The sequence below is a fragment of the Streptomyces olivochromogenes genome, from assembly GCF_021538895.1.
In the GTDB taxonomy this organism is placed as follows: domain Bacteria; phylum Actinomycetota; class Actinomycetes; order Streptomycetales; family Streptomycetaceae; genus Streptomyces; species Streptomyces olivochromogenes_A.
In genome coordinates this window covers 23568-44866 of the sequence record NZ_JADDRL010000071.1, presented here as the reverse complement: position 1 = coordinate 44866, position 21299 = coordinate 23568, and the positions used below count along the sequence as shown (strand labels likewise).

14 protein-coding genes are annotated in these 21299 nt (G+C 70.0%); 7 read left to right on the top strand and 7 right to left on the bottom strand.

From position 1 onward, the window contains the following. Positions 1–23: 23 nt before the first annotated feature. The 3 genes from IPZ69_RS30290 to IPZ69_RS30280 form a co-directional block, all read right to left on the bottom strand. A complete protein-coding gene (locus IPZ69_RS30290) occupies positions 24–794 on the bottom strand; it encodes a response regulator transcription factor (protein ID WP_235457835.1) in 771 nt (256 codons plus the stop codon). A gap of 144 nt (positions 795–938) precedes the next feature. Then, positions 939–2429 carry a sensor histidine kinase gene (locus IPZ69_RS30285; RefSeq protein ID WP_235457826.1) on the bottom strand — a complete coding sequence of 497 codons (1491 nt, stop codon included), beginning with the start codon at positions 2427–2429 and terminating at the stop codon, positions 939–941. Beyond that, positions 2426–3193 (bottom strand): response regulator transcription factor, encoded by a 768-nt coding sequence (locus IPZ69_RS30280; protein ID WP_235457824.1) that lies wholly within the window; start codon positions 3191–3193, stop codon positions 2426–2428. The genes IPZ69_RS30285 and IPZ69_RS30280 overlap by 4 nt, the downstream gene beginning before the upstream one ends. A gap of 325 nt (positions 3194–3518) precedes the next feature. On the opposite strand from IPZ69_RS30280, the gene IPZ69_RS30275 reads away from it, so the two are divergent. The 7 genes from IPZ69_RS30275 to IPZ69_RS30245 all read left to right on the top strand — a co-directional run bounded on the left by IPZ69_RS30275 (position 3519) and on the right by IPZ69_RS30245 (position 12331). After that, entirely contained in the window at positions 3519–5105 is a 1587-nt protein-coding gene (locus IPZ69_RS30275; RefSeq protein ID WP_235457822.1) for an IucA/IucC family protein, read from the top strand. 71 nt (positions 5106–5176) lie between these two features. Further along, complete coding sequence (locus tag IPZ69_RS30270) at positions 5177–6871, top strand: IucA/IucC family protein (RefSeq protein WP_235457820.1); 1695 nt, start codon at positions 5177–5179, stop codon at positions 6869–6871. After that, a complete protein-coding gene (locus IPZ69_RS30265; protein WP_235457818.1) occupies positions 6868–8064 on the top strand; it encodes a type III PLP-dependent enzyme in 1197 nt (398 codons plus the stop codon). The genes IPZ69_RS30270 and IPZ69_RS30265 overlap by 4 nt, the downstream gene beginning before the upstream one ends. An 11-nt stretch (positions 8065–8075) precedes the next feature. Continuing rightward, the gene (locus tag IPZ69_RS30260; RefSeq protein ID WP_235457817.1) at positions 8076–9395 is read left to right on the top strand and encodes an MFS transporter; all 1320 of its coding nucleotides are present in this window, start codon (positions 8076–8078) and stop codon (positions 9393–9395) included. Positions 9396–9555: 160 nt separating this feature from the next. After that, a complete protein-coding gene (locus IPZ69_RS30255) occupies positions 9556–9966 on the top strand; it encodes a peptidase (RefSeq protein ID WP_235457815.1) in 411 nt (136 codons plus the stop codon). A 164-nt stretch (positions 9967–10130) separates the two neighbouring features. Beyond that, positions 10131–10856 carry a response regulator transcription factor gene (locus IPZ69_RS30250; RefSeq protein ID WP_235457814.1) on the top strand — a complete coding sequence of 242 codons (726 nt, stop codon included), beginning with the start codon at positions 10131–10133 and terminating at the stop codon, positions 10854–10856. Beyond that, the gene (locus IPZ69_RS30245; protein ID WP_235457813.1) at positions 10853–12331 is read left to right on the top strand and encodes a sensor histidine kinase; all 1479 of its coding nucleotides are present in this window, start codon (positions 10853–10855) and stop codon (positions 12329–12331) included. The genes IPZ69_RS30250 and IPZ69_RS30245 overlap by 4 nt, the downstream gene beginning before the upstream one ends. Here the strand turns inward: IPZ69_RS30245 and IPZ69_RS30240 are convergent. The 4 genes from IPZ69_RS30240 to IPZ69_RS30225 form a co-directional block, all read right to left on the bottom strand. Next, positions 12279–12689, bottom strand: a complete 411-nt coding sequence (locus IPZ69_RS30240; RefSeq protein WP_235457812.1) for a DUF7919 family protein — start codon at positions 12687–12689, stop codon at positions 12279–12281. The two genes, IPZ69_RS30245 and IPZ69_RS30240, sit on opposite strands and share 53 nt — an antisense overlap. A gap of 23 nt (positions 12690–12712) precedes the next feature. Then, entirely contained in the window at positions 12713–13054 is a 342-nt protein-coding gene (locus tag IPZ69_RS30235) for a hypothetical protein (protein ID WP_235457811.1), read from the bottom strand. 254 nt (positions 13055–13308) lie between these two features. Further along, positions 13309–13731, bottom strand: a complete 423-nt coding sequence (locus IPZ69_RS30230) for an ankyrin repeat domain-containing protein (protein WP_308407562.1) — start codon at positions 13729–13731, stop codon at positions 13309–13311. An 88-nt stretch (positions 13732–13819) separates the two neighbouring features. Then, positions 13820–21076, bottom strand: coding sequence for an RHS repeat-associated core domain-containing protein (locus IPZ69_RS30225; protein WP_235457810.1), 7257 nt, complete (start codon positions 21074–21076; stop codon positions 13820–13822). Between the last annotated feature and the right edge of the window lie 223 nt (positions 21077–21299).

Sequence of the window (21299 nt, the reverse complement as noted above, 5' to 3'; positions counted from 1 at the left end):
GAGCTCGCCGTCGGCGGCGTCGTTCAGGCGTACCCGCTGTCGCCGGGAACGGTGAGCCGGAAGCCGATGCCGCGGACGGTGGCGATCCAGGACGGGTCGCCCAACTTGCGGCGCAGCGCCGACACATGCACGTCGAGTGTGCGGGTGGGGCCGAAGTAGTTCGGGTCCCACACCGTGTCGAGGATCTGCTGGCGGGAGTGCACGGCGCCGGGATCGCCGGCCAGTTGGGCCAGGAGATCGAACTCCTTCGGAGTGAGGGTGAGCGGGCGGCTGTCGAGGGTGACGCCCCTGGTCCGCCGGTTGATGGTCAGCGGGCCGAGGCGCTGGTCGCCGCGCTCCTCGGGGAGTCGCGCGTGCGGTGAGCCTTCGAGGGGCACTCCGGTGGTGCCGGTGCCGGTGCCGGTGCCGGTGCCGGTGCCGGTGCGCGGTGGGGCGTGCCTCTCGGGGTGGGTGCGGCGGGTGACCGCTCGGATACGGGCCACCAACTCGCGTACGCCGAAAGGCTTGGACAGGTAGTCGTCCGCCCCGACCTCCAGGCCGACGACGCGGTCCGCCTCCTCGCTCCGTGCGGTGATCATGATGATGGGGACCGCGGAGCGGGCGCGCAGGGCCCGGCAGACGTCGATGCCGTCCATGTCGGGCAGTCCGAGGTCCAGCAGGACGAGGGCGGCGGGGGAGGCCGACAGGGCCGAGGCCCCGGATTTCACATGGTCGACGGCGAAGCCGTAGCGGTCCAGCCCTTCCATGATGGGGCCGGCGATCCGGTCGTCGTCCTCGACGAGGAGAAGTCGCATGGTCTTGGGTGCGGGTCCGGCCGGCACGGCCTGCCCGCCGCCTGCGGTGCACGAGATGTCGGTGTTCGTCGTCATGGGTGTGTCCGTGATCGTTCGTGGTGCGGGGAGGGATGTGGTGCTTACGGGCTTGGAGTGCGGCGAACCTCATTGCTGCCAGTCGGATACGGCGAGCGGGCGTTCGGCGGGGACGGGTGGCACACCGTCCTGTCTCCCCCATATCGCCGACCGGGGACGTCGCGGATGGGTCGAGCGGTGTGCGCCGGTGGTCCTGAGCCGGACGACGGCATCGAGCCCCCCGCCGGAAGCGGCCCGCAAGGTCACCTCGCCGCCCGAGGCGCGGGCCAGCTGCCGCACGATGGGCAGGCCCAGCCCGGTGCCCTCGTGGTCGGCGTCGTTCGCGCGCCAGAAACGGTCGAAGGCGCGTAGCCGCTGGTCCTCGGTCATGCCCGGACCCTGGTCGATCACGTGCAGTTCCACTGCTGCGGGCGGACCGCCTGCCCGCGCGGTGGCCAGGGTGATCGTGGTTTCGGGCGGCGAGACGCGCAGGGCGTTGGAGAGCAGATTGTCGATGATCTGCTCCAGGGCGTCGGGGATGGCCCACACCCGGCCGACCCTCGGCCCGGCCACGACGATGTCCACGTAGTGCTCGCCGGCGAAGGCGGCCCACACGGCCGCGCGATCGGCGATGACGGAGTCCAGGTCGGTGGCCTCCGGGGTGGTCGCCGCGTTCTCCAGCCGGGCCAGGGCCAGCAGACCGTGCACCATGCGACTGAGCCGTTCCACCTCGCCCACCGCCTCGTCGAGGCTGGGTTGTGCCCGTGGGTCGAGATAGGGCTCGAAGTTCTCCAGTCGCAGCCGCAGCGCGGTCAGCGGGGTCTTCAGCTGATGGGACGCCTCCGAGGCGAAGGCGTGCTGGGCCTTGAGCAGATGCTGCAGCCGGGTCGCGGTGCGGACGAAGCAGGAGGCCAGGCGCCGCAGCTCGGGGGGCCCGAGGTCGGTGGCGGGCAGGTCCTTCAGGGTGCCGTCGGCGAGCTGCGTCGTGGCGTGCTCCAACGCCCGCACCGGGCAGGTGATCCAGCGGGCCAGCGCGAGAGCTATCAGCGCGACGGCCGCCAGCACCCCCAACCCCCCGACCGCCAGCGCCAGCCAGGCGTCATGAACCTTGACCGTCACCGCGGTGAGGGGAAACGACACCCGTACGACGCAGCGGATCGTGCTGCCCGAGGCGCCCGGCACCGTGGCGAAGAAGACGTCCTCACCGAGGGCCGGATCCTGCCGGGTGCCGGAACTGGGACGGTTGGCCAGGGCGGTGGCGATGTCCGGCCGCGCGGACAGGTCCGTACCGGTGGGCACGGCATTGCGTGAGTCGCTGAGCAGTTTTCCTTTTCTGTCGACGACGACCACGTGGCTGCCGGTGCGCCGCGCGAAGCTCGTCACCTGTTCGGGAACGTCGGTGACGCCCGGCCGCTCGACCTTTTCCTCCAGCATTTCCGTGAGCATGACCGCGGCCTGCTGCCCGTTTCCGGTGAACCGCGACATCTCCCCACGGGCGTAGACGTAGCCGAACGGCACTTCCAGGCACAGCAGCACCAGCAGGGTGAGGCTGACATAGCTGAGCAGGAGGCGGCGGGTCACCGGTCACCTTCTCGGACGTTCTCCTCGGCCTGCCCGGCGGCCGCGGCGTCGGCGGGCGGCGCGAGCCGGAATCCCACGCCGCGGATGTTGTCGATCCAGGCGGCGTCACCGAGTTTGCGGCGCAGCGCGGCGACATGGACGTCCAGGGTCTTGGTGGGGCCGAAGTAATGCGGTTCCCACACGGCGTCCAGGATCTGCTGCCGGGTGCGCACGGCGCCGGGATCGTCGGCGAGGTAGGCGAGCAGGTCGAACTCCTTGGGCGCGAGGGCCACGGAGGACCGGTGCAGGTGGACCTGGCGGCCCCGACGGTCGATGGTCAGCGGGCCGATCCGCTGGGCGTGGGCCACCGGATCAGGGCGGTCGCCCTCCGCGGCCGGAACGGCCGGAACGGCCGGGACCGGCTTGGCCGCGGCGGGTCCGGCACGCCGGAAGACGGCGCGGATCCGTGCGACCAGTTCTCGGACCCCGAACGGCTTTGACAGGTAGTCATCGGCTCCCAGCTCCAGACCGAGAACCCGGTCGACCTCGTCGTTTCTCGCGCTGATCATGATGATGGGCACCTGGGAGCGCAGCCGGAGCGTCCGGCAGACATCGATGCCGTCCATGTCGGGCAGTTCCAGGTCCAGCAGCACCATCGCCGTTTCCGCGGCGGCGAGCCCGTCGGCGCCGGTACGGGCGTGCTCGACGGTGAACCCGTAACGGCTCAAGCCCTCCATCAGCGGGCCGGCGACCCGGTCATCGTCCTCGATCAGTAAGAGACGCACATCATTTGACCCTACGGGCCCCGCTACAGCACAACGCCAGTGAAATGACAGTGCCGAGCAAACAGACTGTTAAGAAAGTACAGCGCGGGACTCTCCGGCCAGGGCTATGCGGCCAATTGTCCGCAGACAGTTCCGTTCCACGACACGGCGGAGCGGACGGAATACTGGATCGATTCTGACCCCGCCCTTCCTTTTCTCTGGGAATCGGCTAACCAACAATCCCGTAACGTTGACGGCAGCTGATCGCGGACGGCGCTCGCATTCGCGCTTTCTTTTCGCCTCCGCGGCATCCCCCTTGCTTTCCTATGCCACGGGACGGTGAAACATGCCGTACAGCAGCACGATCGACGAACTGCGCCACGCGCGCCCCGATCTGGTCGACCCCTTCATGGCCGCGCTCCCCGGTGCGCGTGCCACGGTGCTCGGCCGGCTCTGGGGCGCCTTCGCCCGCGAACCGCTCCCCGGTATCGCCGACCGCGACCACGACGCAGGCGATCTCGTCATCCGCCTCAAGGGCGGTGGGCAGCTCACGGGCTCTGCCGCTGCCACCGAACGATTCGCACCGATCCCCGCCGACTTCGTCGTGCAGGGCGCCAGTGGCCCGATCGACGAACCGACCCGGCTCCTCGCCGCCCTCGGCGTCCACCCGCTGGCCGCGTCACGTCTGGCCGCCGAGCTCGACAACAGCGTCGCCAACCTGGCCCTGGCCCGCGCGGCGAACCAGGGGCCGTACGAGGTACGGGACTCCGCCGACGCTGAACAGGCCGTGGTCGACGGCCACCCCCAGCACCCCTGCTGCCGCACGCGCACCGGACTATCCGTCGCCGAAGTGCTCGCCTACGCGCCCGAGCACCACCCCGTCATAGCACTGGCGCTCGTCGCCGTACCGGCCGATCGCTGGCAGGGCACCGGCGACTGGCCGCGGGAACTGCGCGACGGCGACACCGTCCTGATGCCGGTCCACCCCTGGCAGCGCGCCCACGTCCTCGCGCACCAGCCCGACCTCGCGGTCGTGGACCGTACGATCGCTGCCCGCCCGCTGCTGTCGATGCGGACCGTGTCCCCCCTCGACGCCCTGCCCGGCTGTCACATCAAGACGGCGCTGGACGTGCAGGTCACCAACTACCGGCGCACCATCTCGCCGGCCGAGGTGGCCGACGGGGTCCCCCTGTCCGAGCTGGTCACCGCCGTCGTCGACAAGGCCGGCCACGGTGAGAGCCTGCGCATCCTGCGTGAACTCGCCGGTGGCGCCGTCCGTGTGGACGGCCGGCCCTCGGCGAGCCTGGCGGTGATGGTCCGTGAGGCCGGCGAACGGCACCTCGGTCCGGAGGAGATCGCCGTCCCGCTCACCGCCGTCCACGCCACGGGGGCCCGCCTGGTGAGCGGCGACCCGGTCACCTGGCTGACTCGGTTCGCGGAACTCGTCCTGCCGCCCGCGCTGACCCTGTTGTCCATGGGCGTCGCCCTGGAGGCCCACGGCCAGAACACGCTCGTCGCGCTCCGCGACGGACGCCCGGTGCGGGTGCTCTACCGCGACCTGGACGGTGTGCGCATCCACCCGGGCCGGCTCGCCCGCCACGGCTTCTCGCTCCCGCCGCTGGACGGCACCCGGGCCGGGAACGACGAGACGGCGCTGCGCACCAAGCTGTTCGGCGGCCTGCTCAGCGGCGTCTTCAGCGAGCTGGTCTCCGTGTTGTCGCGCACGCACGGCGCCGACCCCGAGCAGTTGTGGGCAGCGGTGGCCGCCGTAGGCCGCCGCGTCTACGCCGACCTTCCCGACGCGGGCGCGGACCGGGAGGTGTTCTTCGGCGACACGCTGCCGCTGAAGGCGACCGTCGCGATGCGCCTGGCCGAAGCCTCCGGTGTCGCCCAGTGGACTCCCGTCCCCAATCCCCTGGCCCGCCACCGCTGACCACCCGCTTCCGTCCGCCGGGCCCGGCCGGCCTCCCGCACCTCTCCTTGCACCGACTGGAGTCCTTCCGCATGACCGTCCCCAGCACCATCGGCGCCGTTCTCGCCACCACCGACAGTCCCGACGGGGCCGCCGACGCCGTCACCGCCCACACCCTGCTCAACTGCCTGATCCGCGAGGTCTCCGCGCCCGAGCGCCAGGTCACCGTCGACCAGGACGACCTGCTGCTGTGGCTGCCCCGCCGCGACGTCCTGCTCCGCGTCCCGCTGCGCCGTATCTCCCTGATCGGCGCGCACCGCTTCGACGGCCCGATCGAGCGGCACGACGGCGGGGACTGGTCCGCGATCGGGTGGCGCGAGCTCGCCGGATACATCCAGGACGAACTGGAACTGCGCACCGGCCTGGCCAACGACGAGTTTCTGGCCCAGGTCACCGACAGCCGGAACACCATCCACACCGTCCTGGAGCGGCGTGCCACCGTGGCCCTGCCACAGGACCCGTACCTGGAGTCCGAGCAGTCCCTTGTCTTCGGTCACCGCTTCCACCCCGCGCCCAAGTCGCGCACCGGCGACCCCGAGGACTGGCTGGACTACGGCCCCGAGACAGGCACCCGCTTCCCGCTGCGCCACCTCGCCGTCCACCGGCGTCTGGTGCGCGAGGAAGGCGACCTGAGCAGGCTCGACGCGCTTCATCCGTACGGGCGAGGGGACTACGTGACCCTGCCGGTGCACCCGTGGCAGTACCGGCTGCTCGCCGACCACCTCGCCCTGCGCGAGGCCCTGGCCGCGGGCTCGATCGTCGACACGGGGGTCGCGGGCCCGGACTTCGTCCCCACCGCCTCGGTGCGGACCCTGTACCAGCCGGACGCCGACACGTTCCTGAAGTTCAGCCTCAACGTCCGCCTGACCAACTGTGTCCGCAAGAACGCCGCGTACGAGCTGTCCGGTGCCGTGGCCCTGAACCGGCTGCTCCACCCCGTCTTCGACGACATCGGCCGGACCCATGCCGGAAGTTCACTGCTCGCCGAGCCGGGTTACCGCACCCTCGCCCTCGACGACGACCTCTCCCTCGTGGAGGGCTTCGGTGTCATCGTCCGCACCGGCCTGCGCGAACACCTGCGTCCGGGCGTGACCCCGCTGCTGGCCGCCGCGATCGCCGACGAGCACCCCACCAGTTCGGCCCACGTCTCCCGTCTCCTGGCCCGCGGTGACGGCGATGTGCTCGCCTGGTGGGACGCCTATCTCGGCCTGCTGCTGCCACCGGTCCTGACCGCCTACTTCGAGCACGGCATCGTCCTCGAACCCCACCTCCAGAACGTCGTCGTGGGAGTCGACGACGCCGGCACCCCCGCCCAGATGATCTTCCGTGATCTGGAGGGGACCAAGCTCGTCCCCGAACACCACCGCCCGTTCCTCGCCGCCCTGCCCGAGGACGTGCGCACGCCGATGACGTACGACGCCGAACGCGGCTGGAACCGGGTGGCCTACTGCCTCCTGGTCAACCACACCGCCGAGGTCCTCGCCGCCCTCGCCGACACCGACCCCGCCCTGGAACCCGCCCTGTGGGGCCTGGTCCGCGACCACCTCGACGCCTACTCCCGCGCTACGGGCGAGCCGCCCCGGCTGCGCGCACTGCTCTCGGGCGTCCCGCTGCCCGCCAAGGCCAACCTGCTGCTGCGCTGGTCCCGGCAGGCCGACCGGTACGCCGACTACGTCCCGCTGCCCAGCCCACTGGGCGAGGGCTTCCCGCGCGAGGTGACCCGGTGAGGCAGCAACTTCTCCAGTACGTAGCCGAGCAGGCCGCCGAAGACCTCCCGGCCTACGTCTACGACCTGCGGGACCTGCGCGAGCACGCGGCCGCCATCCGCGCCGCCCTCCCCGAACGCGTCCAGCTCTTCTACGCCGCCAAGGCCAACTCCGACCCCCGGCTCCTGGACGTCCTGCGCGACCACGTCGACGGCTTCGAGGTCGCCTCCGGCGGCGAACTCCACCACGTCCTGACCACCTGCCCCGATGCGCCGATCGCCTTCGGCGGCCCCGGCAAGACGCCCGCCGAACTCGAACAGGCCCTCCAAGCCCCGGTGGACCGCCTGCACATCGAGAGCGAACAAGAACTCCACCAGCTCACCAGCTTGCTCGCCGAGCGCACCGTGGACGTCCTGCTCCGGGTCAACCTCCCGATCGCCCTCGGCCCGGTGGCCCTCGCCATGGGCGGCCGGCCCAGCCCCTTCGGCCTCGACCCGGGCCACCTCGACCGCTGCCTCGCCCTCATCGCCGACGACCCCCGCCTCCGGCTGCGCGGCATCCACGTCCACCTCGCCAGCGGCCTCGACGCCGCCGCGCACCTCGACCTCGCCGGGCAGGTCGTGACCTGGGCGAGGGAATGGGCCGACCGGCACGGCGTGGAGCTGACCGAGGTCAACCTCGGCGGTGGCATGGAGGTCGACTACGCCGACCCCGGCCGGCGCTTCGACTGGGCGGCCTTCGGCGCCGGCCTGCGCCGCCTGCTGGAGGGCCGTCCCGGCCTGACCCTGCGCGTCGAACCGGGCCGTTCGGTCTCCGTGTACTGCGGCTGGTACGTCACCGAGGTCCTCGACATCAAGCGCAGCCACGGCCGCGCCTTCGCCGTCCTGCGCGGCGGCACCCATCACCTGCGCACGCCGGCCACCAAGCAGCACAACCAGCCGTTCACCACGATCCCCGTCGACATCTGGGACCGGCCCTGGAAGCGCCCCGAAGTCGAGGACGAACTCGTCACGCTGGTCGGGCAGTTGTGCACGCCCAAGGACGTCCTGGCGAGCAACGTGCGGGCAGGACGGCTGCGCGTCGGCGACAGGATCGCCTTCTCCCTGGCCGGGGCGTACGCCTGGAACATCTCCCACCACGAGTTCCTGATGCACCCCGCGCCGCGGTTCCACCACCTCGACCACGCGCCCGTCCCCGCCGGATCCCTCCCGTAGCAGGCCAGGCCATGAGCAAGCACCGCCGCGTCCGCAGAGGCGGGAAGCGACGGGCCCCGAGCGAGGCACTCGCCACGCTCGGGGCCGGCAACTTCCGCCGTTACCTGATCGGGCAGCTCGTCTCCAACATCGGCACCTGGATGCAGCGCGCCGCCCAGGACCTGCTGGTCCTCCAGCTCACCGGCAACAGCGGCAGCGCCGTCGGCATACTCACCGCGCTGCAGTTCCTGCCGCAGACACTCTTCGGGCTCTCCGGGGGCGTCTTCGCGGACCGGTTCGCCAAACGCCGCCTGCTGATCGTCACGCAGTCCGCCATGGGGGTGCAGTCGCTCGTGCTGGGCGTACTGACGGTCACCGGCGCGGTGAACCTGTGGGCGGTGTACCTGCTGGCCTTCCTGCTGGGCACGGCCACGGCACTGGACAGCCCGGCCCGAGGCGCCTTCGTCTCCGAACTCGTCGGCCGGGAACGCCTGGCCAACGCGGTCAGCCTGAACTCCGCGCAGTTCAATGTCGCCCGCGCGATCGGTCCGGCCGTGGCGGGCCTGGCGGTCGCCGCCGCGGGCACCGGACCCGTCTTCCTGGTCAACGCGGCCTCGTACCTCGCCGTCCTCTACGGCCTGATCTCCATCCGCGCCGACGAACTCCACGCGCCCAAGGAGAAGAACCGCGCGAACACCCGCCTGGCGGACGCGTTCCGAGCGATCCGCGCCACACCGGAACTGCTGCTGCCGATCACGGTCATCGCCTTCGTCGGCACCTTCGGCCTCAACTTCCAGGTCACCATCTCGCTGATCGCCATAACGGTCTTCAACTCGGGCTCCGCCGCCTACGGTTACCTGTCCGCCGCCTACGCCATCGGCAGCCTCGTCGGCGCGCTGAGAGGCGCCGGCAGACGAAAACCTCCCACCGCCCGGCGCCTGGTCACCGCCACGGTCGTGTTCGGCATCCTGGAGGCCCTGGCCGGCTTCATGCCCGGCTACGCCACCTTCCTGCTCGTACTCCTGCCCACCGGACTGGCCGCAGTGACCGTGATGACCACGGCCAACGCCATGACGCAGCTGAACGCCGACCCGGGCATGCGCGGCCGCGTCGTCTCCGTCTACCTCCTCGTCCTGCTCGGCGGCACTCCGATCGGCGCCCCTCTGGTCGGCCTGGTCGCGGACACGGTCGGCGCCCGCTTCAGCCTCGTTCTGGGCGGCGCGATCTCCGCCGTGGCCGCTATCAGCTTGTCGGCCGTGATCACGACACGCTCCCGCACCACCCGGGAGAGCACCCCGCTCACCGCGGTCGCGTCACCACCGCCCATAGCCGTCGACGGCCGCCTGACATGAGACAGGCATCCGTGGCGAAACTTTGGACATCTGCTGGGCTTGTGCTCTCCGTCTGCTGGGCCGTCTCTCGACAGCGTCTTCCTAGGGTCGTTGCCGTCCCCCGGTGGTCCGACTCCCGGATCCCCGAATCACCGAATCCCCGCAATCTGGAGACGAGTTCATGCGTACTCTGCCCCGTCGTGCCCTTCTCGCCGCTCCCGCCGCCGTGCTGATGTTCGCCCTCGCGGCCTGCGGCGGCGGTTCCGACTCCGGTGCCGATTCCGGAAGTTCGAAGTCGGACACCCAGCAGGCCGCCCAGGGCGCGGGCGATACCGCCGGCGACACCGGCGACACCGACGACAAGAAGGAACCGCCGCTGACCGGCGACATCAAGCAGAAGGCCGAGGCGGCGGCCATAGCCGCCCATCCGGGCACGGTGATCAAGTCCGAGGAGGACGCGGAGAAGCCCGGCATGTACGCGGTGGAGGTGAAGAAGGAGGACGGCACCACGGTCGAGGTGTACCTGGACAAGTCCTTCAAGGTGAGCGGCACCAAGCAGGAAGGCACCGAGGAGACGGAGAACGACGGCTGAGCCGCGCGGGTCCCCGCTCCCGCCGCCCGGCCGCTCCCACCCCTCCCCGGTGATCGGCCGGGCGGCATACCGTGCCCGCTCACCGTCCCGTACGCCACCCAGGTCACAGGCGGCTTCCCATGAACAGCCCAACTCTTCTGGCACAGCCGTGCGAGCCTTGCGCCATGCGGCTCCTGCTCATCGAAGACGACGACCGAATCGCCGGCCCGCTCAGCGAAGGGCTCGGCCGGTACGGGTTCACCGTGGACCATGTCCGCACCGGTGCCGCCGGCCTCGCCGGCACCGAGCACTCCCCGGACCTGGTCCTGCTGGATCTCGGTCTGCCCGACATGGACGGCCTCGACGTCTGCCGCAACCTGCGCGCCGGCTCCGCCGTGCCGATCATCATGATCACCGCCCGGGGGGACGAGGCCGACCGCATCGTCGGCCTCGAACTCGGCGCCGACGACTACCTCGCCAAGCCCTTCGGCGTAAGGGAGTTGGTGGCCCGCATCCGTGCGGTCACCCGCCGCACCAGCGGCGCGCTGCCCTTCCCCGCGCCGGTGCGTCAGGCCGCGCCCGAGGCTCCCGGGCCGCAGCTGCTCGGCCCCCTGGAGCTGAACCGCCGCACCCGCCAGGTCCGCCTGAGCGGCACCGACGTACCCCTCACACCACGCGAGTTCGATCTGCTGGCCTACCTCGCCGAGGACCCCGGAACGGTCCACTCGCGGCAGCAGATCATGGACACGGTGTGGGACCCCCACTTCTTCGGCCCCACCAAGACCCTCGACGCCCATGTGGCCGCGCTGCGCCGCAAGCTCGGCGACCCGGCATGGATCACCACGGCTCGCGGTGTCGGCTTCCGCCTCACCGCCCCCGGCCTCGACGCGGAAGCCGGGGCCGCCGGATGACCCGGCGTCTGCTGCTGAGCTACCTCGGCCTGGCGATCCTCGTGCTGGCCGGGCTGGAGATACCGCTCGGCTGGATCTACGCGCGAGGAGAGATCTCCCGTGCCTCCCAGAGCGTCGAACGCGACGCCTCGATGCTCGCCGAGGTCACCGAGGAGAACATCGAGAAGGGCAACCTCGACGCGCTGCCCGATGTCGTCGGCGACTACGCCACCCGCACCGGCGGCCACGTCGTCGTCACCGACCGGCGAGGCCTCGTCCTGGCCGACTCCAACCCGTCCGGCCGCACGCACATCGACATCTCCGCCCAGCCGGACATCGCCCGTGCCCTGCGCAACCGGCCGACCGTGGCCACCGGAGACGACGTGCTGTCGGCCACCATGCCGGGCCATTCCGGTACGACGATCCGGGGCACCCTGCGCCTGACCTACCCCATGGCCGAGGTCAACGCCCGCGTGCACCGCATCTGGGGCGCCCTCGCCCTGGCCGGAGCCTGCATCCTGGCCGCCGTCGCGCTGGCCGCGTTCACCCTCGCCCGCTGGATCACCCGGCCCCTGCGCACCCTGGAGGCCGCCACCGCCCAACTGGCCGACGGCCGGCTCACCGACCCGCCGGACGCCACCACCGGCCCGCCCGAACTCCGGAGCCTCGCCGCCTCCTTCACCCATACGGCGAGCCGCCTGCAACAACTCCTCAAGGCCCAGCACGCGTTCGCCTCCGAAGCCTCCCACCAGCTGAAAACCCCGCTGACCGCGCTGCGCCTGCGCCTGGAGAACTTCGAGCCCCACCTCGACCCACGGGCCCACGGCAGCCTGGAGGAAGCGGTCGGCGAGGTGGAACGCCTCAGCCGTATGGTGCAGGGTCTGCTGGCCCTGGCCCGCCTGGAGAACAGCGCCACCACCCCGGAGCCGGTCGAGCTGGACGCCGTGATCGCCGACCGCGTCGCGATGTGGGAGTCGCTGGCCGCCGAACAGCACGTGGTCCTCGCCGTCACCGGCCGCCCCGCCGGCCGGGTGTGGGCCATCCCCGGGGCGCTGGAGCAGGTCATGGACAACCTGGTCGCCAACGCCCTGCGCGTCTCCCCGCCCGGCGCGACCATCACGCTCCACCGCACGCCCGGCGCCGAACTCCACGTCATCGACCAGGGCCCCGGCATGACCGAGACCGACCGCGCCCGCGCCTTCGACCGGTTCTGGCGCGCCTCCGACTCCCACCACGACGGCACCGGCCTCGGCCTGCCCATCGTCCGCCATCTGGTGCACGCTTCGGGCGGCGAGATCACCCTGCACCCGGCCCCGGGCAGCGGCCTGGACGCCGCCGTCCTCCTGCGACCGGTGACCGGCGGACGGTCACGCGGCGGAACCGGGGCGCCTCGATCGACGCCGGTCACGGCGGTGGGATACCGCCACCTGGCTGAAGTCTCGGTCACGCCTCATCGGGCCAGCGCCTTCGGACTTCGGACCGGACGGCGTCGATGAACTCGGCGGGCGGTCCGTAGAGGTGGTCGACGATGTAGTGGATGATCAGGTTCGGGGCGACGTAGAGCACTCCGTCGTGAGAAACGGCCCTGATCTCGGCATGGCCGAGCCGGTACGTGATCCCCGCCCGTTCGGAGGTCGCCGTGTGCTCGGTGTACTCGGGGCAGAGCGTGCACGTGTGCCAGCCCCTGCTCCTCTCCTGCCGCAGCGAACCGAGATCGATGATGTTCGCGAGGTCTTCCTCGGAGACCTCGTCGATGGAGTAGTCGAAGCCGGCCTCGAGCCAGCCGATGGTGAGGCCCTCGGGCTTTGCGTGGTAGTCGTAGTCGTAGAGCGAGAAATCCGCGTAGTGGGTCACGTGATTGGAATCGGCCTCGGCCCTCAGCGTCCGCGGGGGCGACGGGAGATCACCTGGGGGAGGCTGCCGGCCTTCCAGTAGCCGTCGAGGATCTTGAGCAGGCGCTCGGTGTCGCGGAAGACCTCGGCGATGCGGGCGCCGTACTCGTCCTGGAGCGGGTCGCTCTCGACCGTCTTGCGGCCGGCGCCGGCGAAGCCCGAGGTGTAGGCGTGGCAGTCGCCGCACCACAGGTAGGTGATCCACGCGGGTGTCGTCCGGCCGTGCTTCTCGTGGTGGTACACGCGCATGGTGACATGGCTGCAGATCGGACAGGTTCGCTCGGCCACGGGCAGGTGCAGCTGGGCGCCGAGCGCCGAGCGCCTCAAGATGCTGCTGGTCGTAGGGGCGGGGCATGGGTCCAGGACCTCTCTGGGGAGTTGGGGCGGCCGACCCGACGGCGATTCAGCTCACCGATACGGAGTCGCGCGGCGGTCCGGGAAGATATTCAGCCGCTGCCGGAAATCTTGCGCAGACCCTTTTCCGACATCTCGGTGATCCCCGCCGCCCGCACCCCGAAAGATCACCCGAATCCGGCCGAAGGCGGTGATGAAAATTCACGCGGTGGATCGAGGCTCATTCCTTACCCGCTCTTCGAGTTTTTGATGTCTTTCCCGAGATCCAGGAAGCGCCGGAGCAGCCGCTGCGCCGGTTCATGGCGATAATATTCCGACATCTGCAAGGGCGTTTCGCCATCCGCTGCCGGCAAACCGGGGTCGGCACCATAGGCAAGCAGAATCGCAGTGGCGGCCGCGTTTAGAGGGTACCCGGTCTGCAGGTGCCCATCACCTTCGAGATCAATGGCATGAGTGAGCAAAGTATGACCAAAGCACATCTCGTTCGGGTCGACTCCGGAATCCAGCAGCATCGCAAGTGCTTCATAATCGCTACCCTCGACTGCTTTATGTGCGGGCGTCCACTCGTCACCAATCGGATATGCATCCACCGGGATTTCGCTGCTCACATCAATTCCTCCAGAAACTGCACGATTGACCAACTCGTCCACATCCCGAATCGTATCTCACTCGAGTAGAGCGCGGAACATCCGCATTCGGATGCTCCGCGCTCTACTCCTTCCGATGCTACCGCGCTACCTAACTTCCCGACTCGTAGTTGATGCGAATATTCGGGAATTCTCGCGAGAATTGCCCAATGATGGGCGTACACGAGAAGCAGGCCTGCTGAGTCGAATAGAGCGTAAGACTGCCTCTCACATTCGACGAGGGGCCGAGCATGTTCGCGATATAAGTGAGCATCTTATATTCGGTGTCATGCGCGCGCGCATTATTTCCAGTAGATGTGGCCGTGAATCGAGCGGGATTTCCAGGAGTTCCCACATCGGGCACCCATCCTTTCCTTCCACTCGGACTCTTGTCTTTTCCGCTGAAAGCCTTCAGGACTTCCGGTTCTCCATCCCCTATACGCAGGACACCGCCTAGGCCGGCCTTCTTCTTGCTGAGTTCATTGTTGGCAATGGCGTCCGCTACGACCTTCTTGGCGGTTGTCTTTTCGCTCGAAACCTGCCCACGTACGGCGCGTCGCTCTTTTGGATTATGACCGACGTCTGATCCGGAGGCGTCGGCCTTCCCGCTGCCGCCCGGTTCCTTGCCGCCCTTACCGGTGCCGGACTTGGGTGTGGACGGCGCGTCGCCGGACTTGGGCGTGGTGGGCGCGGGGTCGGCCGGGGTGGTGGTCGGCAGATCGCCCGAGAGCAGCCTCTTGACGGCGGTGACGAGGCTGTCGCCCTCCGCCACCGCGAGCCTGATCGCCTTGACGGCCTTGACTCCGCCGCTGATCAGCTTGTAGGCGCCGTAGCCGTCCGCGGCGAAAGTGCCGACCAGGCCCGTCCACTGACCGGCGACGTACGATTTCGAGCCGGTGTCGACGCCGAAAAGGTTGGCCAGCGGGTGGTCGTCGACGTAACCGGTGTGGCCGAGCTGGAACGGGGTCTCGTTGGAGTAGCCCGTCCAGCCGTTGAACCACTGGTTGTCGCCGTTGACGATGCCGGCGAACCCGTTCCAGCCGTCGGAGAGCTTGTTGACGCTCCACTGCCACGGGTCGCCGACGAAGCTGTCACCCACGCCGCAGAAGAAGCCGCCGATCGAGCTGCCCCAGCCCGAGTACCAGGACAGGCCGTTGGGGTCGCTTCCCGAGACGGGGTTGTCGGCTCCGTAGCCGTAGCCGCCCATCTGGTTCGGGTCGTCGCTCTCGAAGAGCGGGTCGACCGACAGGAAGCGGCCGGTGACCGGGTCGTAGTTCCGTGCCCCGAGGAGGTTCAGACCGGACGTGGCGTCGGCGGGCTTACCCAGGTAGCCGCGGTTGTCGGCCCACCCGGTGGGCGCGGGGCCGCGCGGGTTGCCGTACGGGTCGAAGGCGCGCCGCGTGATGGCCAGCGTGTTGCCGTCCACCTGGAGCTGGGCGGTGCCCTGCGGAGTGGTCGGCTGGTAGCTGAACTGGCCCTTGCTGGAGCGGACCGTCACTGTGCCGTCGGGGGCGCAGTAGTAGCGCAGTCCGGTGACGGCCTTGGTGGCGGTGTCGAGGCTGAGTTGCTCGTTGCCGCCGAACAGGTACAGCGTGTTGCTGCCCGGCCCCCGCTGGATCAGCAACTGGCCGTCGGCGTCGTAGAGGTAGCCGGTCTTCTTGCCGTCGGTGGTGGTGGCGGAGGTCAGGCCCTCCTCGTTGTACTCGATCCCCTGACTGCCCGTGCGGGCTCCGGTGGTGGTCCGGGTCTCCGTGTTGCCCGCGTCGTCGTACTTCGGCGTCAGCACGGAGGTGCCGGTGGTGGGATTGCGCGTGGTGACGGTGGACACCGCGTTGGGCCGCTTGGCGGGGGCCGTGCCGGCGCCCGGGTAGGCGAACGTCTGGGTGGTGTCCTTGGCCGTGTTGCCGGTCACGTCGTGCGCGACCTGCTGGGTGCGGTCACCGAGCTGGTTGAACTGCCAGTCCGTCCAGTACGGGGCCGGTCCGCCGACGGTCGCGGGGGCCGGACGCGAGGTGGCGCACCGGGCGAGCTGGCCCGCGGTGGCTGCGGTGAGTCCCTTGGTGTCCGTCCAGGCGGTGGTCAGCCGGTCCTGCGCGTCGTAGGCGAAGCACTGGGTGTCGGTGACCCGGTCCGTGCCGCCGCTGGAGCGGACGTCGGAGACCGCGGTGATGTTGCCGGCCTGGTCGTAGCCGTAGGTGGTGTCGGAGATCGGGTTGGTGGTGTTGGTCTGCAGGGTGACCCGGTTGGTGGCCAGCCGCCCGGTCGCCTGGTCGTAGGTCTGCGCGGTGCGCAGCTGCTTCGACGGGGTTCCGACGGTGGTCTGGAGTACCTCCCCGAGGGGGCTGTAGTTGACCGTGGCGACGTACGGTCGGCTGGGCGAGCCCATGCTGACCAGGCCGCCCTGGAGGTTGTAGCCGTAGCCGATGGTCTCGGTCGGCAGACCGCCGTCCGCGCCGTACGTGGTCGCCGCCAGCAGACCGACGTTCTCGGTGTAGGAGGCCTTGGCGGTGTAGGTGCCCGCCAGGGCGCCCTCGGAGTCCGGGATCACGGTCGAGGTGCTGGTCGGCTGGCCGGTCGCGTTGTACGAGTCGATCTTCTGGACGTAGGCGGCGCCGTTCTTGCCGCCCACGTAGCGGATGGACGCGACGGGTCGGCCCTTGCCGAGGTCGTCGTAGGTCCACTCCGCCAGCAGCTTCGACGGGTCCGTAGTGCCATCGCCCGAGTACTCGGCCTTCCGACGGCCCAGCAGGTCGTAGGTGAAGGACAGGGTCTGCTTGCGGGCGTCGGTGGTGCGGTCCAGCCGCCCCAGGTCGTCGTAGTGGGAGGTGGAGGTACCGGCGTCGGGGTCGGTCTGGGAGACCACGCGGCCCCGCAGGTCGTAGTCGTAGGACCAGGTGTTGCCCACCGAGTCCTTGACCGTGTCGACCTGTCCGCCGGGTGTGTAGGTGTAGCGGGTGGTGATGTCCGCTGTCGCCGCCTTGTCGGCGGTCCCGGTCGACCAGAGCACGGTGTTCGACGCGTCGTACACCGCGACGTTGTCGTCGGACTGCACCTTCAGGTAGCCGCCGGTGTGGCCCGACGTCTTGCTGGACCACAGGGTGGTCTTGCCGGTGGCGTCCATGACCGCGAAGTTGCCGTCGGCCTGCATGACGGCGTACGCGCCCGGCTTGCCGCCCGTGTTGGACGACCACAGGACCTTGTCGCCGACGAGCGAGGTCAGCACCAGGTTGCCGTCGGCCTGCATGGCCAGCCGGACACTCGCGGAGACCAGCGAGGTGCCCGAGGCCAGCTTGCCGCCCCCGGCGAGCTTGCGGTCCGGCGTGGTGTCGCGCACGACGGTGGAGCTGGTGCGGCCGAGGGCGTCGGTGTAGGTCGTGGTGGCCTTGCCGCCCTGCGGCGGCGTGGTGTCGACGCGGTCGACGCCCCTGTAGTCCGTGGAGGACTGGTAGAGCGTGCCGGCGAAGGACGCCAGCGTGTTGGTGACCGGCCGACCCTGCCCGTCGTACGACGTGCGCGTCACCGACGGCCCGGTGCGGTTGGTCTCCGCCCACATAGTGCTGCCCGGGGCATGATCCGCGTCGGAGTACGCCGCGATGGCGGAGACGGTCCACCCGTGCGAGTCGTAGTACGTCGAGGAGATGAGCCGACCGGCCGAGTTGTCCGCGGGGGTCGACTGCGTCTGGCGGGGCTGCAGCGTGCCGTCGTAGAGGGTGACGGAGGTGCTGTAGGAGCCGTCCTCACGCAGGCCCTTGGTGATGACCGAGGACGGGGTGGGGTTGTCGCCCGCGCCGTGGACGTCGTAGCTGAAGATCCGGTCGGGGGTGTCGCTGTCCTTGTTCCGGCCCGGCGACCAGACCTTCTCCCGCCGCCCGAGCGCGTCGTAGGTCGCGTCGGTGACCTGCTTGTTGACGTCCACCGCGTGGGTGACCGAGCCGCGGCCCGGTGAGACCGTGCTGGTGGCGGTCCACTTCAGCGGGTTCGTCGTGGACAGGGTGGTGGGCAGGATGCCCGAACCGGGCTCGTACGACGAGGTCGTCGTGTTGCCCGCCGCGTCCGTGTTCGCGACGACCCGGCCGTACTTGTCGTACGACATGCCGCCGAGCGTCTGGAACTTCGGGTCGCCACTCGCGTCGTACGAGGTGACCGACTGGGTCGCGGTCACCAGGCCGAGCGAGTCGCCGTTCTGGCCGAGCTTGCCCAGGGTGCCGACCTTGTCGACCGAGCCGTCCCCGTCGTAGAAGATGCGCTTGTCGGAGAGGGTGGTGTCCTTGCCGGGAGCGGTGCCGCAAGGCCCGGTGACGCTGATGGTCTCCTTGGGGTAGACCAGCATCATCGGGTTGTCGGACGGCGCGTCGGCGTAGGACGTGGTGGTGCAGGTCTCCTGTGCGGGCTTGGAGATGTCGCCCTCGTCGTGGACCTTCCAGGTCCGGCCCTTGTCGTCGAAGGTGGTGCCGGAGCGGGTGGTCCGCCAGGTGCCGTCGGAGAGCAGCCCCATCGTGCGGGACGAGGTCGCCGTGATCCGGCGCGCCGTCATGTCCGGCAGGGTGGAGAGCTTGTCGGGCTTGGGGTCCTCGGACGTCCACGCCGTGCGGTCCCGGGAGGCGGTGACCTTGGAGGTGGGCGGGTCGGTCAGGGTGCGGCCCACGACGGTGCCGCCGGCCTTGGTGTAGTTCAGGGCCTGGTAGGGGGTGCCGGCCAGCCAGGGGCTGTCGGTGATCTCCTCGTCCAGGGCGTTCTTGACCTTGACGCTGCGCCTGGACCCGTCGGACTTGTAGTCGCCGTCCATACCCTGGAGGTAGGAGACGGTGTTCTGGGTGATCGGGTCCGGCGCCGCGCCGGTGGTGGTGGTGACGGTGCGGAAGCCCCGGAAGTCGTTCCAGGTCCGGTGCTTGTCGTCGGTCAGGTCGGAGTCGTCGCGGTGCCAGGCCGCGCCGCCGCTGTAGGTGTAGTTGGTGACCTTGGCGGGGGAGCCCGCCTTGGTGCGGTCGCTGTCGGTGACCTGGGCGACCAGCGTCTTGTGGAACCAGTCCTCGATGGGCTCGACGCCGCCGGGCGTGTTCCAGAACACCGGGAAGCAGGCCATCGTGTTGCTGTCGGCCGCGTCCGGCATGTGCTTCTTCTCGCGGGAGCACTCCGGCGCGCGGTAGGTGACCGCGACCGACTCACCGGTCTCGGTCTGCACGCTGGAGATCCGCGGGTGGAACAGCGGCGGGGCGGCCGGGGTCAGGCCGTCCACGCGGTTGTCCATCTCGATGCCGACGAACGTGATCGGGTCGAGGGTGATCGGCTTGTCGCCGCCGGCCGAGGTGTCCTTGCCGGTGTGGACGATGGAGGACAGCCACATCACCGACTGCAGCGAGCCGGTGCTCTTCGGGTCCTGGGTGTTTCCGGTGACCGGGTCGTAGGTGCCGCCCGCGTCCGAGAACACGTGCTTGAGGTCGTAGCCGTCGACGTCCTGCCAGCCGGAGGCGGTGCGCACCGAGGTGTCGATGCCCTTGAGCCGGTACGTCGACCAGAAGGTCGGGCCGCTGATCAGGCAGACGCCGTCGGTGTCGTCGTCCTTGGCCTTGTTCTTCCAGTCGGACTCGCAGTGCAGGTCGTACGGGGTGTCCGGCCAGTCCTTCGCGGTCTTGGAGGAGAGGTTGTCCGCCTTGCAGACCGTGTCGGAGGTGGTGCAGCGCTGCGCGGTGCGGAAGACCACCTTGGCGGCCGGTTCACGGCCCGCCTTGGCGTCGGCCAGCTGGTAGCCGTACGAGATCTGGGTCAGGTGGCCGCCGCGGACGTACTTGGTGATCTTGCCACCCTTGTCGTCCTCGGCGACCTGGCCGTAGCCCATGTTGTAGTAGTTGGACTCGGTCGCCCAGTCGTAGCGCTGCACGTTGCCGTGCGGGTCGACGACGAAGTCGAGGTTGAACCGGTAGCCGACCGGCTTGTCGCACTGGGAGTCGTCGCCCTTGTCCGAGTCGTGGCAGGGGTCGCCCGACTTCGGGTGGTAGATCGGCACGCCCCAGGCGCTGTTCGTCGCGTCGTCGTCGGTCGTGCCGGGGGCGTGGTTCAGGCCCAGGTAGTAGGCGGTGCCGTCGGTCGTGGTGACCTTGAAGTACTCGCCGTCCCACAGGCCGTTGGACGCTCCGGTGAGCCGCTGGATCCGGGTGCCGTCGTCGGCCTGGAGGTGGTACTCGCCGTCCGAGTCGCGCACCAACTGGCCGTTGTGGGTGCCCAGTTGGATGGTGGCGTTCCAGCCGCCCCAGCACTCGTCGCCGGAGTCCTTGATGCCCTGGTCCTTGCAGCTCTTGTACGAGCGCTCGATGAACCCGGGGCTGTAGGACCAGCCGTCGCCGACCCAGGAGGACTGGGAGTTGCGCGCCGAGGTCTCGCCGTCCACCGACTGCGAGTCGTAGGACAGGCCGACGTTGGGCGCCTCACCGCCGAGGGAGGGCGGCACCGTGATCGGGTAGTTGTACGTGAAGGCACCCGAGGCCGAGGAGGACCAGGCGCCCGAGGCCGACAGCGAGGTGGCGCCGAAGTTGCCCTGCGAACCGCTGCTGCCCGACACCGCAGCGACCGCCATACCGGAGGAGGCCATGGCGGCGCGGGCGGAGGGAGCGGCGCGCTTGCCGGTCGGCTTGGCGCCGGTGCCGGCGGGCACCGCGAGGGTGCCGGTCACCTTCCGGGACCGCGGGTCGTTGACCGACTCCAGCGGCGTGCGAGTACGGCAGGCGGCGAGTTGAGGCGTTGTCAGGGCGCAGGCGGGCATCGCCACCAGGTGCAGCCGGGAGGCCCAACCACCGCCGTAGGCCTGCGCGACGGCGCCGTAGTCCAGCGAGACGGACACGCCGCCGGCGCCGGTGCGGTGGTCGGCGCGTGACAGGCCGACCAGCAGTCCGTCGACGCCGGCCTTCTTCGCCTGTCCACGGCCCGCGAGTTGCACCCGTACCGCGCCGGCCGGGTCCACCGGGGCGCTGCGGCCGACGAGTGCGCGGGCGCGGCCGCCGATCGCGGACGGCGCGGCGGGCGACAGCGAGACGGGCAGTGAGGCGGCCTTCACGGTGCCGCCCGCGGCGGCCGCGGACCGGCCGCGTACCTGGTGCGCCTTGCCGAGGTCGACGGTCGCGGTGGCGCCGGCGGGCCACTTCGGGGTCTTCACCTCGTGCCGGGCGAGCTTGCGGGCGCCGGGCGGCGGGGCGGGTTGTTCGAGGCCGGGGCTGTCCGCGGGGTGCCCCGGGACCTTCGGCTGTTCGGGCAGCGGATCCGCCGCCCACACGTCGTCCTTGTACTGATAGCCGCCGACTACGACATCGGCGATGGCCGGCTGAACAGCCAGCGAGAAGGCGGCGGTTGTCGCGATCCAGACTGTCGCCCGCCGCAACCATGCCCGTTTTTGGGCACCTTGAATTCCGCGCGGTCTTGCGCGCATGCGTGATCCCCCATGAGAAGCGTCCAGAAGCCGAATTGATCAGTGGTCAGCTGACGGCTCGTCTGGTCCGATCGGAACCGTATTGCCATGGCATGGACGCAGCAATACCCTTCCTCAGCGGTCACAACGTTCTCAGCCTCCACACACGTCCCTCATGAGTCCTTCACAGCAGGGC

What these genes read in the sequence shown, in the direction of transcription:
- IPZ69_RS30290 (WP_235457835.1), bottom strand. Translation starts at nt 794, where the DNA reads ATGCGACTTCTCCTCGTCGAGGACGACGACCGGATCGCCGGCCCCATC.
- IPZ69_RS30275 (WP_235457822.1), top strand. Translation starts at nt 3,519, where the DNA reads ATGCCGTACAGCAGCACGATCGACGAACTGCGCCACGCGCGCCCCGAT.
- IPZ69_RS30270 (WP_235457820.1), top strand. Translation starts at nt 5,177, where the DNA reads ATGACCGTCCCCAGCACCATCGGCGCCGTTCTCGCCACCACCGACAGT.
- IPZ69_RS30260 (WP_235457817.1), top strand. Translation starts at nt 8,076, where the DNA reads ATGAGCAAGCACCGCCGCGTCCGCAGAGGCGGGAAGCGACGGGCCCCG.
- IPZ69_RS30255 (WP_235457815.1), top strand. Translation starts at nt 9,556, where the DNA reads ATGCGTACTCTGCCCCGTCGTGCCCTTCTCGCCGCTCCCGCCGCCGTG.
- IPZ69_RS30250 (WP_235457814.1), top strand. Translation starts at nt 10,131, where the DNA reads ATGCGGCTCCTGCTCATCGAAGACGACGACCGAATCGCCGGCCCGCTC.
- IPZ69_RS30245 (WP_235457813.1), top strand. Translation starts at nt 10,853, where the DNA reads ATGACCCGGCGTCTGCTGCTGAGCTACCTCGGCCTGGCGATCCTCGTG.